This is a genomic window from Flavobacterium sp., from assembly GCF_965657075.1.
Taxonomy (GTDB): Bacteria; Bacteroidota; Bacteroidia; order Flavobacteriales; family Flavobacteriaceae; genus Flavobacterium.
Map to the genome: position 1 here is coordinate 100,895 of NZ_CBFHMV010000005.1, position 17,597 is coordinate 118,491.

The 17,597-nt window shown below is 28.3% G+C and carries 10 protein-coding genes; 9 read left to right on the forward strand and 1 reads right to left on the reverse strand.

Going from position 1 to position 17,597, the window contains the following annotated elements:
- The first annotated feature begins 557 nt into the window (after nt 1–557).
- The 9 genes from ACTF56_RS05490 (at nt 558) to ACTF56_RS05530 (ending at nt 13,307) form a co-directional block, all read left to right on the forward strand.
- Nucleotides 558–2,171, forward strand: a complete 1,614-nt coding sequence (locus ACTF56_RS05490; protein ID WP_438965904.1) for a helix-turn-helix domain-containing protein — start codon at nt 558–560, stop codon at nt 2,169–2,171.
- Nucleotides 2,172–2,304: 133 nt separating this feature from the next.
- Complete coding sequence (locus ACTF56_RS05495; protein WP_438965905.1) at nt 2,305–2,463, forward strand: hypothetical protein; 159 nt, start codon at nt 2,305–2,307, stop codon at nt 2,461–2,463.
- 16 nt (nt 2,464–2,479) lie between these two features.
- Nucleotides 2,480–4,759, forward strand: coding sequence for a CocE/NonD family hydrolase (locus tag ACTF56_RS05500; protein WP_438965906.1), 2,280 nt, complete (start codon nt 2,480–2,482; stop codon nt 4,757–4,759).
- A 4-nt stretch (nt 4,760–4,763) separates the two neighbouring features.
- Nucleotides 4,764–6,938 (forward strand): lantibiotic dehydratase family protein, encoded by a 2,175-nt coding sequence (locus ACTF56_RS05505; RefSeq protein WP_438965907.1) that lies wholly within the window; start codon nt 4,764–4,766, stop codon nt 6,936–6,938.
- Nucleotides 6,928–7,794: a thiopeptide-type bacteriocin biosynthesis protein gene (locus tag ACTF56_RS05510; RefSeq protein WP_438965908.1), complete on the forward strand. Its 867-nt coding sequence runs from the start codon at nt 6,928–6,930 to the stop codon at nt 7,792–7,794. Before ACTF56_RS05505 ends, ACTF56_RS05510 begins: the two co-directional genes overlap by 11 nt.
- Nucleotides 7,794–10,046, forward strand: coding sequence for a peptidase domain-containing ABC transporter (locus ACTF56_RS05515; protein ID WP_438965938.1), 2,253 nt, complete (start codon nt 7,794–7,796; stop codon nt 10,044–10,046). Before ACTF56_RS05510 ends, ACTF56_RS05515 begins: the two co-directional genes overlap by 1 nt.
- Nucleotides 10,047–10,133: 87 nt before the next feature.
- Entirely contained in the window at nt 10,134–11,423 is a 1,290-nt protein-coding gene (locus ACTF56_RS05520) for an HlyD family secretion protein (RefSeq protein ID WP_438965909.1), read from the forward strand.
- 370 nt (nt 11,424–11,793) lie between these two features.
- Complete coding sequence (locus tag ACTF56_RS05525) at nt 11,794–12,540, forward strand: MlaE family ABC transporter permease (protein ID WP_438965910.1); 747 nt, start codon at nt 11,794–11,796, stop codon at nt 12,538–12,540.
- Entirely contained in the window at nt 12,540–13,307 is a 768-nt protein-coding gene (locus ACTF56_RS05530) for an ABC transporter ATP-binding protein (protein WP_438965911.1), read from the forward strand. Before ACTF56_RS05525 ends, ACTF56_RS05530 begins: the two co-directional genes overlap by 1 nt.
- On the opposite strand, the gene ACTF56_RS05535 is transcribed toward ACTF56_RS05530, so the two are convergent.
- Complete coding sequence (locus tag ACTF56_RS05535) at nt 13,304–17,590, reverse strand: gliding motility-associated C-terminal domain-containing protein (RefSeq protein ID WP_438965912.1); 4,287 nt, start codon at nt 17,588–17,590, stop codon at nt 13,304–13,306. The genes ACTF56_RS05530 and ACTF56_RS05535 overlap by 4 nt on opposite strands.
- Nucleotides 17,591–17,597 lie beyond the last annotated feature (7 nt).

A 17,597-nucleotide genomic window follows, 5' to 3' on the forward strand; every position in this document is an offset into this window, starting at 1 on the left:
ATACTAAGTGGCTGTTTTTTTTTAGGGTTGGTTCTCTCTTACACTACAACAAAGCCAACCTTTCCTTGTTATAATGTTTCATTATATTAAGTTATCGATAACTTTATGCTCTTTGTTTTTTAAAAAGGCTAACATTAGCTTAAACTTCCTTTTTTAATAGTGGCCACTATTTTTTTGTAAAAACAAAACCTTTTTTTGTTAATTCATTTTCTATTTAATGCTTCTCTTTTTTTTAAAGATGAAGTGAAACAAACTTTTTATTTCAGTTCTACATTTCAAAAGTAGCAGTGTTTATTTGTTTGTGCAAATAAAGTAACACGTCATTCCTGAATTTCGTGTCGTAATTCGGGAATGTCGTGTTAAAAAACTACTTATTTATCTGATAATAATGGTTTTAGTATTTAAAAAAAATTTTATGCTTTTTTAAACTAAAAGTACTATTTTAGCCAAATACTTAACAATTTATGAGTAAAATGTTTCTTAACCGATTTGTATTTACATGTTTTTTTATTCTTTTTAGTTCTTTTTTGACAGCTCAAACGCAAAAAGAGTTAGAGATGATGAGTTATAAACAACTTAGAGATTCCGTAAATAATAATAAATTAAATAAAAAAAGAATAGTATACTTTGCAAAACAATACTTAAAAAAAGCAAAGAGAGAAAAAAATATAGAAGAGATTGCAACAGGATACTATTATCACACTTATTTCTCAGATGATAAAACGTATTACATCTATTGCGATAGCATTATCAATTTAACTAAAAATAGAAAAAGTGATAAATATCCAATGCTTGCCTATACTAGAAAATCTGTTAAAGATGTTGAAAATAGTAACTATTCAGATGCTGTTGAAAATCTTTTGCTTTCTGAAAAAGCTGCTCTTAAATATAATAATTTAGATTTTTTTTATGATACAAAAAACAATATAGGTATTATAAAATCAGAATATTTAGGAGATTACAGGGAGGCGTTAAATTTATATATAGAAAGTTATAATTATTTTGACAAGAAAAAAAATACTGGAGAAAATTACAGAGAATATAATCTTTCAATAATTTTTGGCATTGCAGATGCTTATTTTTCTTTGAATAAAACTGATTCCGCTTCTTATTATAATAAAATAGGTTATTACGAGTCGACAAAGTATAAATATGATGAAATGAAATATTTATTTGTTGTTAATGAAGGTGCTAATAAATTACATGAAAAAAAATATCAAGCAACAATTGATAGTATAGACATTGCTTTACCTAAACTAAAAAAGTATAAAAATATTGATCTTAATATTTTATCATGCTATTTTTATTATGGGGAAGCATATAAAGGACTAAATAATTACTCTAAAGCTTTAGAAAATTATCGTAAAGTAGATTCAATTTACCAAAAATTAAATAAAATAACTCCGGAGTTCACAGACGGGTATCGTTTTTTAATTGATTATTATAAAAAAACGGGTAATAAAGAAAAACAACTCTATTATATCAATACTTTAATGTCTATAGATAGTTCTTTTCAAAAAAACTATAAATTACTAAACCGAAAAATTCATAAAGACTATGATATTCCCCATTTAGTGCAAGAAAAAGAAAGCATTATTAATACATTACAAGAGGACAAAAAAGTAAATTATGGCATAATAGGACTTTTGGTTTTAGGATTTTTGAGCACTGTGGCTTTTGGTATTAAACAAGTGCAACAAAAGAAAAAGTTTAAACAGCTTTTTGATCAGCTATTGACAACTAATTCGGCAGCAGTCGAACGTTTAATTGTTTTAGACAATACTTTAAAAGAATCTAAAAAAACTTTGGATATAGCAGCTGAAATTGTTTTGGATATTAAAACAAAATTAAAAAATTTTGAAAAAGAAAAACGCTATTTAAACGCTGCTATTTCTGTACAATCTTTGGCACAAGATTTTAATACCAATACCAAATATTTGTCGGGTATTATTAACCATACTTTTCAAAAATCGTTTACTCATTATATCAACGATTTAAGAATAGATCATATTGTACAAGAATTAAAAACCAATAAAAATTTACGTAAATACACCATCAGTGGCATAGCCGAAGAAGCCGGATTTAATGCTGGAGAATCGTTTTCTAAAGCCTTTTTTAAGCGAACAGGCATTAAACCTTCCTATTTCATAAAGGAAATCAACAAAATATAAAATATTTATTATCAGTATTTTAATAAATTATTTACACGATATTCCTGAATACCGTGTAACACATCAAGGAAAAATTAGAGAGAAATAAAACTTAAAATTAAATTTGGAAAATTAATTTTAATAAATAAATAAAATGAAAACAAAAAATGAAAACAAAAAGTTTACTTTAGAAAAATTTGAAGTAGCTAAATTAAAAAACATGAAAACAATTAAAGGTGGTAGTGAAAATGGAGGTGATGATCCTAAAACAACTGGTAATACTATTTATAGAACATTACAAACTGTTGGGTAATATTTATTAAAAAAGAATGAAAATAGAAAAATTAAAAAAAATTATGTTAAAACTAATGTGTAAAAATATTTTTTATTTGTCATTCTTTTTATTTTTATGTTTTGTAAAATCTAATGCACAAAACTATCTTATAGATAAAAAAAAACTTAATGACTCTGTTATTTTAGATCAGCAAATAATTATTTTAACAGAGTCATTATTAAAAGACTTTCAAAGCAGTAACAAGTTAGATTCAATAGAAAAAAGAATCTATTTTAATTTAGTTTTGGATAATTACAGTTATATAGAAAAAGATATAAAATTATATAGAAGAACCCTGTCAAAGGAAGAGTGGGAAAAACAACTTTTTTTTCTTGTAGAAATTTATTCTAATATTAAATTATCATCAATTAAAAAAAATAACACTTTTAACCATATTTCAAAAAAAATTATTAGTAAAAGCTTTGCAAATCTCTCAGATAATGATTTTATTAAACTGGATAAACTACTAATTAAACCTGAAAAAATTAAAATTCAATTTAATGATTTTATTTCAAATATAAATTCAGATACTCTTTCATATAATCAGGCCTTTAATTTGATAAAAATTTATCAAAATTACAAAATCAATTTACTTATTGGTAATGAAATTTTAAATAAATATAAAATTTTAAATAAAGCTAAATTTAAAATTGAGACAAGAGATGTAAAATTAAATAATGATATAATATTAACAGCCACAATTATAACAAAAAAAAAATCTAAAAGTAAACTTCCTGTAATTTTAACGAATAACATATACGCAGGTTATAATGATACTTTGGTAGCAAAAAGAGCAGCTATAAACAATTATATAGGTGTAGTTTTTAATCCAAGAGGTAAGAGAAATAACTTAGATGAAAACAATCCATTTGAAAATGAAGCTGAAGATTTATTTGAAATAATTGATTGGATAAGCAAACAAAAATGGTGTAATGGAAAAATAGGAATGTTAGGTGGAAGTTATTCTGGATTTAGTCAATGGGCAACTACAAAAAAAATGCACCCTGCACTAAAAACTATTGTACCTCAAGTTGCTGTTGGTATTGGAGCAATTGATTTTCCAATGTGTAATAATGTTTTTATGTCATATTCTTTACAATGGATAAATTATGTTACAAACAATAATTTGACTGATAGAAGTGATTTTTTTGATTTTAACAAATGGAATAATGTAAATGAAAAATGGTTTCAAAGTGGAAAAAAATTTAGAGATTTAGATTCTATTAGTGGAAAAAAAAGTATCATTTTCCAAAAATGGTTAGATCATCCAAGTTATGATAATTATTGGAAAAGTATGATTCCTTTTAAAGAAGATTATAGTAAAATAAATATTCCAATTTTAACTATAACAGGATATTATGATATTGATCAAAAAGGGGCACTGTATTATTTAAGAGAACATTTTAAATATCACAGAAATCCAAATCATTACTTAGTAATAGGACCATTTAATCATTCAACAGCTCAAACCCAAACTCAAAACACTCTTTATGGTTACACTCTTGATAGTGTAGCAAGGATAAGCATGTTAGATATATCTTATGAATGGTTTGATCATATTTTGAAAAACAAATCCAAACCAAAATTATTAAAAGACAAAATTAACTTTCAAATTATGGATACAAATAAATGGAAACATGTAGAAAGTATTGATAAAACCTCAAATAATTCAATCAAATTCTATTTAAAAAATAATATCAATAACGAATCTGTTTTTACAAAACCCAATACCATTGAAAGTAACAATCAAATTATAGATTTTAAAAATAGAGAAAGTAATAATGATTATTATCATTATTCTGAAAAAGATAGCACTTATATTTCAAAAAACACTTTAGTTTTTATTTCAGAAGAATTAGAAAAAGATGTAATTATAAGTGGTTCTTTTGAAGGTGAAATAAAAGTTATTATAAACAAAAAAGATTTTGATTTTAATTTAAATATGATGCAAATAGAGCCAACAGGTGATTTATTTAATTTATCAAGTTTTAAAGGTAGAGCAAGTTATTTACATAATAGTTATGAAAGAAAATTACTTACCCCAAATGAAAAACAAATATTACCAATAAGTACTTACAATACCGACTTTATCAGTAAAAAAATAATTAAAGGAAGTAAAATAATTCTGTTTGTAAGTGTTAATTTCAATAAAGAAGATCAGATTAATTATGGCACTGGAAAAGACGTAAGTGATGAAAGTATATTAGACGCTAATGAGCCTCTAGAAATTCAATGGTTTAATGATAGTTACATAAAGATACCAACGATAGATTAAAAAAATGCAAAATTTTTCTACTTTCAATACTTACATTTTAAGAACTGCAACTTTCCCTGTTTCCTTTTACACCAATTTATTAAAAAAATATAGTACATCATTACTTTTTGAAACGGTTGAAATGGCTTCTGTAAAAAATGCCATCAAACTTGCTTCACCTGAACTAATTCAAGAAGTTGAAAAACACAATCAAAATCCAAATATTTATTCAAAAGAAAAAGCTTCTAACTTAGAACTTTCTTTATTAAAATATATAGCTCGCATGTCATCTAGAGCTACTCCTTTTGGTTTATTTGCTGCATGCAGTACAGGAAATATTGCCGAAAAAACAAACGTTATATTGCAAGAAAAACAAAATGCACATACCCAATTTGACATGCAATTTTGGATGGCTCTGTTGCAAAAATTTAGTAAAAATGAAGGTTTGCAAAAACAGTTGCTATATAAACCAAATACCACTTTATATAGCGTTGGCGATTACTACAGGTATGTTGAATATTACTATTTAGATCAAAGAAGAACCTATTGCATATCTTCTTTTCGAAAAAATTATTTTTTAGAAATCATAGTTGATAAAGCCAAAAAGGGATTGAAAATTGAGGAATTAAGCAATTTGATAATTGATTCGGAATCTGAAAGAGAAGAAGCCTCAGAATTCATAAAGGAACTTATTGAAAATCAAATTTTAGTAAGCAATTTAGAAGCAACAATTACTGGAAGTAATGAAACAGCTCGTGTATTAGAAATTCTAAAATCTTGTAAAGGTATTACCAAAGAATATAATGCTGTAAAAGAAATTATAACATTCATAAATTCGCTAAACCAACCCTTAGATTTTAATACATCAAACCTTCATTTTATTCACAAAAAAATAAAAGAATTAAATGTTGATTTTGAAGAAAAATACTTGCTTCAAACCGATTTATATAATCAAACCATTGAAAATAGTTTAAATAAAAATATCACAGATAAACTTTCTAGAGCAATTTCTTTTTTGGGAAACATTCAAGATGCATATTCGAGTCAAAATTTAGAAAATTTTAAAAACGCTTTTCAAAAAAGATATGAAAGCAAAGAAATGCCTTTGGCTATAGTTTTAGATACCGAAACAGGAATTGGTTATTTGCAAAATTCGGGCATGAATGATTCCAATCCAATTTTAGATAAATTTAATATTTATAAAAATAATTCTTCAGAAACCAAAGAATATTGGACTGAAAACGATTATTATTTAGAAAAAAAAATACAAAATTGCATTATAAATAAAGAGTCTTTTATAACTCTAAAAGAGCAAGATTTTAAAAATGTTCCATCTAAAAATCGTAATCTTCCTGCAACATTTTCAGCCTTAATAGAAATTGTAGCTGATGGTGATGGTGAAAAAATAGTTTTAGATTCTTTAGGAAATTTTAGTGCTGCAAAACTTATTGGAAGATTTTGCAACGGTAGTCAAGAAATAAACAAGTTGGCAAAAGAAATTGTAGAAAAAGAGACTGTTTTTTGTAAAGAATCTGTTTTAGCTGAAATAGCCCATATTCCAGAATCAAGAACAGGAAATATATTGAGAAGACCTGTTTTAAGAACTTATGAAATTCCATATTTAGCCAATAGTTCTCTTCCAAAAGCACAACAAATTGAATTAGATGATTTGATGGTTTGTGTTAAGAATAATACTGTTTTTTTAAGATCAAAAAAACTTAATAAAGAAATAATTCCATGCCTCTCTAATGCTCATAATTATAGCAGTAATGCTTTACCTATCTATCAATTTCTTTCTGATTTGCAAGGGCAAAAAGTAAATCCAGTACACAAATTTGACTGGGGGGTTTTAAAAAATCATTACACTTACTTTCCAAGAATGATGTATCAAGATGTTATTTTATCAAAAGCCAAATGGTTAATTATTGAAAACGATTTTAAAACCAATTTGACTTTCCATGAATTTGAAGAATGGAGAAGCGAGAAGCAAATTCCAAAGTATGTAAATATGGTTGATGGTGACAATACCCTATTATTAGACTTGGAAATAGAAGTTTGTTTTAAATTGCTAATAAAGACATTAAAAAGTAAAAAAAAGATAACATTAGAAGAGTTTCTATTTGTTGAAAATTCAATAGTAAAAAATGAAAATGAGGATCATTTTGTAAATCAATTTATAATTTCATTTTATGCCAATTAATACCCAAAGAGAGTTTATTGTTGGAAGTAAATGGTTGTACTTTAAAATTTATTGTGGTGTAAAAACTTCTAATATTATTTTAAGAGACTATTTGTTTGAAAAGATTAATTTTTTAAAAGAAAATAATTGTATCGAAAAATGGTTTTTTATTCGATACAATGACCCTGAAGCACATATTAGACTACGTTTCTTATTGTCCGAAAATTCAAATCTAAATGAAGTAATACAAATACTTAATGAAACATTTAATGTATTGCAAAACCAAAATCTAATATGGAAAATTCAAACCGATACCTATGTTAGGGAATTAGAACGTTATGGAGCTTCTACGTACAAGCTAACTGAAACTGTTTTTGAAGCAGATAGTGCTTTGATTTTGGATTATTTACAACTTGAAAATTCTTTCTCAAACACCTCTACTCCAATGCTTTTTAGTTTCGTGTCTATTGATAATTTTTTAAATCTCTTTGAACTATCAAAGATTGAAAAATTAAATTTATTAAATTCAATACAACTTTCTTTTAAAGAAGAATTTAACGCAGATAAATATTTAAAAAAAGAATTAGACAAGCATTATAGAGAACTTTCAAATGAAATTGAATTGTTTATTGAAAGAAAAAATAAAGACGAATTTCATTCTTTTTTTGAAATAATTGATTTCAAGGCAAATAAAATAAAAGATACTATTTTAAACTTAATAGAAAATTTAGACATAAATCTTTTTTCTTATTTAAATAGTCAAATTCATATGATGATAAATCGACAATATACTTCAAGACAACGTGAATATGAGTTAATTATTTATGACCATTTGTATAGATATTATAAAACTCAATTCTATTTAAGTAATCAATGATAACTACTTTTCCCCATTACACCCAAACCGAATCCAAAGACTGCGGCCCAACCTGTTTAAAGATAATAGCCAAACATTACGGTCGAGTACTTAATATCCAAACCTTACGAGAGTTATCAGAAACCACACGTGAAGGAAGTAATTTATTGACTTTAAGTGATGCTGCAGAAAATATTGGGTTTAGAAGTTTAGGTGTGAAATTATGTGTAAATGATTTATTAGAAGCTCCCTTGCCGTGTATTTTGCATTGGAATAACAATCATTATGTAGTGCTTTATAAAGTTAGAAGTAGGAAGCTGGGAGTTAGAAGCGCCAAAAAATCTTCCAACTTCCAACTTCAATCTTCCAAGACATACTATGTTTCTGATCCAGCTCATGGATTATTAGAATACACTAAAAAAGAATTCATTAAATTTTGGATAGGAAATAATGCAGACGAAACTACAAAAGAAGGAATTGTTTTATTACTAGAACCAACACCAAATTTTTATGAAAAAGAAAATGATGACAAAGAAGACAAAAAAATTTTCGGCTTCAGCTTGCTTTCCAAATATGTTTTAAGATACAAATCGTTCATTGTTCAATTAATAATTGGACTTTTTGCAGGTAGTTTATTGCAATTAATTTTTCCGTTTTTAACACAAAGTGTTGTGGATGTTGGAATTCAAAATCAAAACATTCATTTTGTTTACTTGGTTTTAATAGCTCAATTATTTTTATTCTTCGGAAAAACAGCTTTAGAATTAATTAGAAGTTGGATAATTCTTCATCTTTCCACTCGAATAAATATATCTTTAATTTCCGATTTTTTCATCAAATTAATGAATTTGCCTATCTCCTATTTTGATGTAAGAATGACTGGAGATATTATGCAACGGATCAACGATCATCATCGAATAGAACGAATTTTAACTACTTCTTCATTAAGTGTTTTGTTCTCTTTTATTAACATGATAATTATGGGAGCTGTTTTAGCGTATTATAATTTATCCATTTTTGTTGTATTCTTTATTGGAAGTATTTTATACTTTTTATGGGTAACATTATTCCTAAAAAAAAGAGAAAAACTAGATTACAAAAGATTTTCAGAAGTCAGTCAAGAACAAAGTAAAGTCATTGAATTAATCAATGGAATGCAAGAAATTAAATTACACAATGCCGAAAAACAAAAGCGTTGGGGTTGGGAATACATTCAAGCCAGACTTTTTAAAGTTTCTATGAAAAGTTTGGTTTTGGAACAAACACAAAGTATTGGTTCTAATTTCATCAATGAATTAAAAAATATCATCATCATTTTCTTATCAGCCAAATTAGTAATTGACGGTCAAATAACTTTAGGAATGATGATGGCTATTACAAGTATTGTTGGAAATTTAAACGGACCAATTGTGCAATTAATTGGATTTATTCGTGAATTACAAGATGCCAAAATATCATTAGCACGTTTATCCGAAATTCATGATAAAGAAGATGAAACCCAAAATGATGAAGAAAAAACTAAAGAAATCCCCAAAGATGCAGATATAAATATAAAAAATTTATCTTTTCGATATGTTGGTTCAGATATTCATGTTCTAGAGGATTTGAATTTGACTATTCCAGCTAATAAAATCACAGCCATTGTTGGTACAAGTGGAAGTGGAAAAACAACATTGATGAAACTTTTATTGAAGTTTTATGAACCAATTAAAGGGGAAATTAATGTAAACAAAACCTCATTGAACAACATCACTCAAAGAGCTTGGAGAAATCATATCGGTTCAGTAATGCAAGAAGGATTTATATTCAATGATACCATTGCAAATAACATTGCTATTGGTGAAGATGTTATTGATAAAGAACGATTACAATATGCAGCTGATGTGGCCAATATTAAAGAGTTTATCGAAGATTATCCATTAAGATATAACACAAAAATTGGTTCTGAAGGAGTTGGAATGAGCACAGGACAAAAGCAACGTTTGTTAATAGCAAGAGCAGTTTATAAAAATCCAGAAATGCTGTTTTTTGATGAAGCCACAAGTGCTCTAGATGCTAATAACGAAAAAGAAATCATGAAGAAATTAGACATCTTTTTCAAAAACAAAACTGTTGTTGTAATTGCTCATCGCTTAAGTACTGTGATGAATGCAGATCAAATAGTAGTTTTAGAAAAAGGAAAAATAATCGAACTAGGAACACATGATGAGTTAGTTGCCTTAAAAGGAAGTTATTTCAAATTAGTAAAGAATCAATTGCAGTTAGGAACATAAGATTGAAGAATGTTGAGTAACGATTTTGGATATTTGAAGAAAAAAATCCGTGAAAATCTGTGTAATCTGTGGTAAAAAAACAATAAAATGCCAGAATATCAAGACATAGAATTAAGAAGTGAAGAAGTCCAAGAAATCCTTACTCGCGTCCCGCATTGGATGATTCGATGGGGAAATATCATTATATTAGTAATTCTTTTGACAGTAATGTTGTTTGCCTATATTATCAAATATCCTGATATGATTGCTACACAAATTACAATAACAACTCAAAATCCACCTGAAAAATTAGTAGCAAGAACTTCGGGTAAAATATCCAAAATATTAGTAGCAGATAGAATTGAAGTAGATTCAAAAACTCCTTTAGCAATAATTGAAAATACTGCAAATTATAATGATGTTTTTAAACTTAAAGAATGTATAGATACAATTTCAATAAACAAAACTCAATTTAATTTTTCATTCGATAAGTTTTCGGTTTTACAATTGGGTGATATTCAAAATGCATTTACCCTTTTTGAAAAAGATTATGTTGCTTATGATTTAAATAGAGACTTAAAACCCTATTCGGTTGAAAAAACAGCTCAAAGTTTAGAAACCAATCAACTAAACGAAAGACTTATATTGCAACAACAACAATATCAAATAAGTAAAAATGAATTACAACTAAAAAAACAAGAATTAGAACGTTATAGAAAATTACACGAAAAAGGTGTAATTGCTACTCAAGAATGGGAAAGTAAAAACTTAGATTATTTGCAAGCAGAGAAAAACGTTAAAAATATAAGTTCGCAATTATCTCAAATGCGTTCTTCTATTAATGATTTAAATCGAAATTCTGGAAACACAAGAGTTAGTGAAACAAAAGAAAATATCAACTTACTTAGAAATGTATTGCAATCTTTTAATCAACTTAAAAAAGCTATAAATGATTGGGAATTGGCTTATGTGTTGCGGTCGTCTAAAAAAGGGCAAGTTTCATTCATGCAAATTTGGGTGGAAAATCAAACTATTAATGCTGGAGAGCAAGTTTTCACGATTGTACCAACAGACAATAAAAATTACATAGGAAAAGTAAAAGCACCAGCTCAAAATTCTGGAAAAATAAAAATAGATCAAGATGTAAATATAAGACTGGCTAATTTTCCGGATAGAGAATTCGGAATTATAAAAGGAAAAGTAAAATCTATCTCACTAACTCCAGACAAAGAAGGAAATCTATTAATAGACATCACATTGCCAAACGGAATAGAAACTTCATATCAAAAGAAAATAATTTTCCAACAAGAAATGTCAGGAACAGCTGATATAGTTACTGAAGACTTAAGACTGATTGAACGATTATTGTATCAATTTAGAGATGTTTTTAATAGATAATATTTTATAATTTATCAAGTTTTATACAAACTTAAAAATATAATAAAACATAAACGTACAAGCCCAATTTATAAGAAGTTACAGTTGAAAAAAGATAAGAAAAAAGTTGTTTTAAAACCTACACTTGCGTTAGTGATGGGAACGGCATCCTTTTTTGTTTATTTAAACAAAAAAGATATAGTGGACAGCACGACCTGAAAGGGAACGCCCAAATTCAAGTTAAAAAAATCAATCTCAATCTCAAAAATCAAAGTAAATTTTTAAATTTAAAAAAAAGATAACTATAAGTGCTTCGCCAATACAAAAAATAAAAGGATTTATTTTTCCATGGGTCATAACTTCTTAGTATTTTTGAGGATATTTTAAAACTATGATGTTAGTAAGATACCTATCGCAAATAGGTCGTTATTTTATAATGTTGAAAGAAGTTTTTAACAAGCCTACCAAATGGAGTGCTATGAAACAACTTATACTGAAGGAAATTGATGATTTAATCATTGACTCGTTAGGAATAGTTGCTTTTATTTCGTTTTTCGTGGGTGGTGTTGTTGCGATTCAAACTGCTTTAAACTTAACAAATCCGTTAATTCCGAAATATTTAATTGGTTTTGCTACACGGCAATCTATTATTTTAGAATTTGCTCCTACGTTTATTTCCATTATTATGGCTGGTAAAATGGGCTCGTTTATTACCTCAAGCATTGGTACTATGAGGGTTACTGAGCAAATTGATGCTTTGGAAGTTATGGGTGTAAACTCGTTAAATTACTTGGTTTTTCCAAAATTGATTGCTCTTTTTTTGTATCCTTTTGTGATTGGAATTAGTATGTTTTTAGGAATATTTGGCGGCTGGATTGCAGGAGTTTATGGTGGTTTTACAACTAGTGGTGAATTTATTGAAGGTCTTCAAAACGAATTTATTCCTTTTCATATTGCTTATGCTTTTATTAAAACGGGTGTTTTTGCTTTTATTTTAGCTACAGTTCCTTCGTTTCATGGTTATTATATGAAAGGTGGTGCGCTTGAAGTTGGAAAAGCAAGCACTGTAGCTTTTGTATGGACTTCTGTATTGATTATTTTATTGAATTATATATTAACTCAACTCCTTTTAAGCTAATGATAGAAGTTAAAAACATAGAAAAAACTTTTGGTGAGCAAAAGGTTTTAAAAGGAATCAGTACCCGTTTTGAAGCTGGGAAAACCAATTTAATTATTGGGCAAAGTGGTTCTGGAAAAACTGTTTTTTTAAAATCGTTATTAGGAATTATCACTCCTGAAAAAGGAACTATTGCTTTTAATGGTCGGATTTATTCAGAACTAACTAACGATGAAAAAAGAGAATTACGAACTGAAATAGGAATGGTTTTCCAAGGAAGCGCCTTATTTGACAGCATGACAGTGGAAGAAAACATTGGATTTCCATTAAAAATGTTTACCAAAAAAAACCCTGCTGAAATAAAAGAACGTGTTGATTTTGTAATTAACAGAGTCAATTTAATAAACGCAAATAACAAAAAGCCTTCAGAAATTTCTGGTGGTATGCAAAAGCGTGTTGCAATTGCTAGAGCTATTGTTAACAAACCAAAATATCTTTTTTGTGATGAACCTAATTCGGGTTTAGACCCCAAAACAGCAATAGTAATTGACAATCTTATTAAAGAAATTACTGAAGAATATAATATTACCACCGTAATTAATACGCATGATATGAATTCGGTAATGGAAATAGGTGAAAAAATTATCTTCTTGAAAAACGGTTTGCTTGAATGGGAAGGTTCGAATAAAGAAATATTCAAAACCGATAACGAAGCCGTTACCGATTTTGTATATTCTTCTGAATTATTTAAAAAAGTTAGACAAATGTATTTGCTGGAAGATTCTTAATAAGTAATATAAATCCAACCCATTTTTTTGTTTTCCCCTTCTGTTTCGTAGTCTATTATGTAGTAATATGTTGTTGCTGGTAATAAATTACCTTCATTAGATTGACCTTTCCATTCATTAATATAATTGTCTTTTTCGTATACAATTCTTCCCCATCGATTTAAAATGGTTAATTTTTTGACAAAATATCCAGCTAAATCTAAAAAATCATTATCTCCATCACCATTTGGCGATAATCCGTTTGGAATAAAGCAGGCCGCTCTTTCCACAGTAGCTTGAGCTGTTGCAGTACAACCTAACGCATCAGTAACCAAAACTGAATACAAACCAACTCCAGAACTACTTACATTAATATTTTGATCATTACTCACAAAGCCGTTGGGTCCAGTCCAAGAATAAACCGCATTTGGAAAAGTAGCTGCGTTTTCAATAGTTATCATATAATCATTTCCTAAACAACCTTGTGCTAAAATAACAGGAAAAGATTCTAATTTTTCAGTTATTGTAATTTCTTGTTCGCTAATACAACCTTGATTATTAACCTCAACTTTATAAGTGCCAAAATCAAAAGCTTCAAAAGTTTCGTTGATTCCACTAGCAATTATGCCATCATTAAAATACCATTGATAAGTTATATTTGCATCCGAAATTGTAAAATTATTAGGTAAAACAGAAAGAATTGCAGATTGTGTCTGACAAATTTCAGTAGCCCCAGAAATCGTAAAATCAGGAACAAAATTAGCCAAAACTGTTGATTGAGTTGTAGGAGAATTACATCCTTTTACAGTTACAAACAAAAAGTAATCGCCATTATTTTGAGCTTGAAAATTAGTTATTAGAGGATTTTGTAATGAAGATGTAAATCCGTCTGGACCTGTCCAGAAATAAGTTGCGTCCGTTACTAAAGGAGTTTCAAGTTGAAGATCGCCACCAATACATAAAACAGAAGGATTCATGGTAATTGTTGGAGCAATCGGAAATGGATTAACTTCAATACTAATAGTAGCAGAATCTGAAGTCGAACATATACCCGTTACTGTATAAATAAAATCTGTAGTTCCAACTCCTAAAACAATTGGGTCGATAATTGTACTTGCTAATAAAATTCCGTTTGTGTCTGTCCAAACCCCATTATTATCATGTGGATTACTTAGAAGGGAATTTAGATCTATTGATAAAGTTTCTTCACAAAAGAGATTTACAGAATCATTTCCAGCATTTGGATTGTAAGGCATAGGATCAATAAAATACTGTAAAACTTGATTAATACAACTGTTTGTTGCTGGTGTAAGCATTTCTACTTCATAAGTTCCTGTATTTAAAACACTGCTGAAGGTATTAAACTCTAAAAAATAAGTGGTGCTTAACGTCACCGTTGGATTTGCAGTATTGTACCATCTGTAAGTTACAAAAGGAATTTCATCAACTTCTAACCTGCCTATTAATCCATCACATAAATTTGAAGCAGTTATAGTTGTTGTTGTTAGTGGAAAAGGAAGAATATTTATTGAAATTGTAGCGGAATCCGATAATGAACAACTTCCTGAAACTGTATAAATATAATCTGTAATTCCATCATTTAATAATGAAAGATTGAGATTGGTACTTGGCAATACTAATCCTGTGAGAGCATCTGTCCAAACGCCATTACTATCGTGTGGGTTTGTTAATAAATCATTTAAATCAATAGATAGATTTTCGGCACAAAATGTAACACCTAAGTCGTTACCAGCGTTAGGATTGAAACCGTTGGCATCAATAGTATAAAATAGTGTTTGATTCACACAACTATTTGAAGATGTTGTAGTAAGCTCTACACCATACATACCTGAATCAGTAACAATATTAAATGGATTAAATTCTAAAAAATTTGCTGTACTTAATGTAACTGTTGGATTAGTTGTTTTAAACCATCTGTAAGTTACAAAAGATAAATTTTGTACTTCAAGTCGACCAATTGAACCATCACATAAATTACTTTCTGTAATTACAGGTGGATTTAATAAAGAAACATCTACAAAGGTAACCAAGACATTTCCACAATTATCTTCAATTTCGAATTTATAAATGGCTGTTTCTAAACCTGAAAAACTATTTGAGGTATTATTATTTATAAGAAAAGGTTGTCCGTTTTTTTCAACAATTCTGTATAATAATGGTCCTAAACCAGTTGCTACTACTACAACTTCTTGTGTACTATTCGCACATGGAAAAGCGTAAACATCTATTAATTGCGGACCAGATTGAAAATTAAATTCATACAAAGAGGAAATACATTTATTAAAAGTAGAAATACCGTTGGAATAGTTTAAAAACCTTTTTACAACTCTAAATAATCCATCTCCATAGACTAAATTTATATTATTTTGATTGTTAAAAATTCTAATCGCATTATTAATTCCTGCAGAGGCACCTCCTATAGTTAATCCGTCATTTACGTCTTGACCATCAATATAATCAACTCCTGTTGATGGATGCTCCCAAACACCATCTACTGGATTGTATTTTTGTAAAAAATAAGAAGTAATAAAGTTTGCGTTACTAACATGATTCAATTCTAAATTAAAAGACCCACAATTTGCTGCAATATTTACATTAGTTGCCGTAATGACATACCCTGTTACATTTACTGTTGTTTGAGTCTCCCCACCACAATTATCAATTATTTTAAACTTATAAACTCCTGCAATTAAGGAATTCATATAAAAATCATTTTGTGTACTTATGTTAAACGAAACATCGTAAGGTAATGTATATCCTGCCGCAGCAGGTGCTTCAATAATTGTTACACTAACAACATCCGAGTTGGCAAAAGAAATTTTCACAGAACCCTCTCCAACAGCACAACCAACTTTTTGTTCAACAATTGGTATTTCGCCTTGTCCAGGTGGAATCACCACTACATAATCATCATAAAAATTACCACATTCATCAGTTAGATCAAACACATAGGTTCCAATAGGAATTCCAGTAATTACAAATATTCCTTCGGCATTAATAAAACTACTCACATCTTGTGGTAAAACGCCAGTATAACCAACTGGTGCAGAAACTATAGTTACAACAGTTAAGTCAATTGGTGGTGAAATAGAAATTGTAATTTTACCTGTTGTACAACTTTCACCTAGTGGGAGTGAAACTGGATTAAAACCAGAAATGATTTCAAACGTTTTTGTTTTTGTATTTCCACAAACATCTGTTATTTGCACTTCGTAATTTCCTTCTGGAAGATAATTTCCTATATCACCATACTGTACCTCACCTCCACTAAATGGTCCTGGATGATTGGCATTATATGTTAAAGGATTAAACCCTAAAGGTGCATTTAAAAAAGTAACGGTGTAAGGACTTTTATAATTTCTTAATTTGAATTCTACATAATAATCTGCACAATTATCAATAGTTTTTATAACATCAAAATCAAAATTGACATCTACTACATTATTATTTCTAATGAAAACATTTCCACAAGCATCTGTGATTTTTACATTATAAGGAATAGTCATACCATTTGCATCTATTGGTACTTGAAAACCAAAATCAGTAGTGTTTATAATTTGAGACGTAATAATTGGTGCCCCAATAGTTGGAAAAGCTGTAACTTCAACTGTTAAAGGGAAAAATATAGTTTGTAATGACAAATCATTAAAGCCAAGAGTATGAGATATTCCGGCAATTCCGCAAGCAGGCAATTCTGGTTGCGATGGACCTCCATCTAAAATTATAAAAAAGGGAACAATGTTTATCAAAGTATACGTTTGAACAAAAGCTTGTCCGCAATTGTCAACTACTTTTATGTTATATTGACCTACTGGTAAATTATTAAATACATTATCTGTTTGTACACCAGTAGTTATTGGACCTGCTGTTATTTGATAAGAAACAGGCGTTCCTGAGGTAACATTTACAGTTAAACTTCCATCCATCCCACATTTTACTTTTACTTCAGAAATAGTAAAACTAATGGGTATATATGACCCTATAATAGTAATATCTTCAGTAGTAGAAGTTGAATTTCCTCCAACAACTTGTGTAGCTTTTACTCTATAATTACCAGCAACCAAAGCAGAAAAAACATTAGTTTGTTGCGTTTGAACAGCTGTTGTTGTATTGGGCAACAAAAATAATTCGTAAGTAATAGGTGTTCCAACAGTTTGGTTGGATACTGCAACAGTAATGGTACCGTTAAAAGGACATGTTTCATTAGTAGCAGTAAGCTGAATGTCAATAGCATTCATTTGGATACTAAAGAGGATAATTATAAATGTAACTAGTTTTTTCATATGGATA

Excerpts from the sequence above, each read along its gene's own strand:
- ACTF56_RS05505 (WP_438965907.1), top strand. The coding sequence starts at position 4,764 with ATGCAAAATTTTTCTACTTTCAATACTTACATTTTAAGAACTGCAACT.
- ACTF56_RS05525 (WP_438965910.1), top strand. The coding sequence starts at position 11,794 with ATGATGTTAGTAAGATACCTATCGCAAATAGGTCGTTATTTTATAATG.
- ACTF56_RS05530 (WP_438965911.1), top strand. The coding sequence starts at position 12,540 with ATGATAGAAGTTAAAAACATAGAAAAAACTTTTGGTGAGCAAAAGGTT.
- ACTF56_RS05500 (WP_438965906.1), top strand. The coding sequence starts at position 2,480 with ATGAAAATAGAAAAATTAAAAAAAATTATGTTAAAACTAATGTGTAAA.
- ACTF56_RS05510 (WP_438965908.1), top strand. The coding sequence starts at position 6,928 with ATGCCAATTAATACCCAAAGAGAGTTTATTGTTGGAAGTAAATGGTTG.
- ACTF56_RS05535 (WP_438965912.1), bottom strand. The coding sequence starts at position 17,590 with ATGAAAAAACTAGTTACATTTATAATTATCCTCTTTAGTATCCAAATG.
- ACTF56_RS05490 (WP_438965904.1), top strand. The coding sequence starts at position 558 with ATGATGAGTTATAAACAACTTAGAGATTCCGTAAATAATAATAAATTA.
- ACTF56_RS05495 (WP_438965905.1), top strand. The coding sequence starts at position 2,305 with ATGAAAACAAAAAATGAAAACAAAAAGTTTACTTTAGAAAAATTTGAA.
- ACTF56_RS05520 (WP_438965909.1), top strand. The coding sequence starts at position 10,134 with ATGCCAGAATATCAAGACATAGAATTAAGAAGTGAAGAAGTCCAAGAA.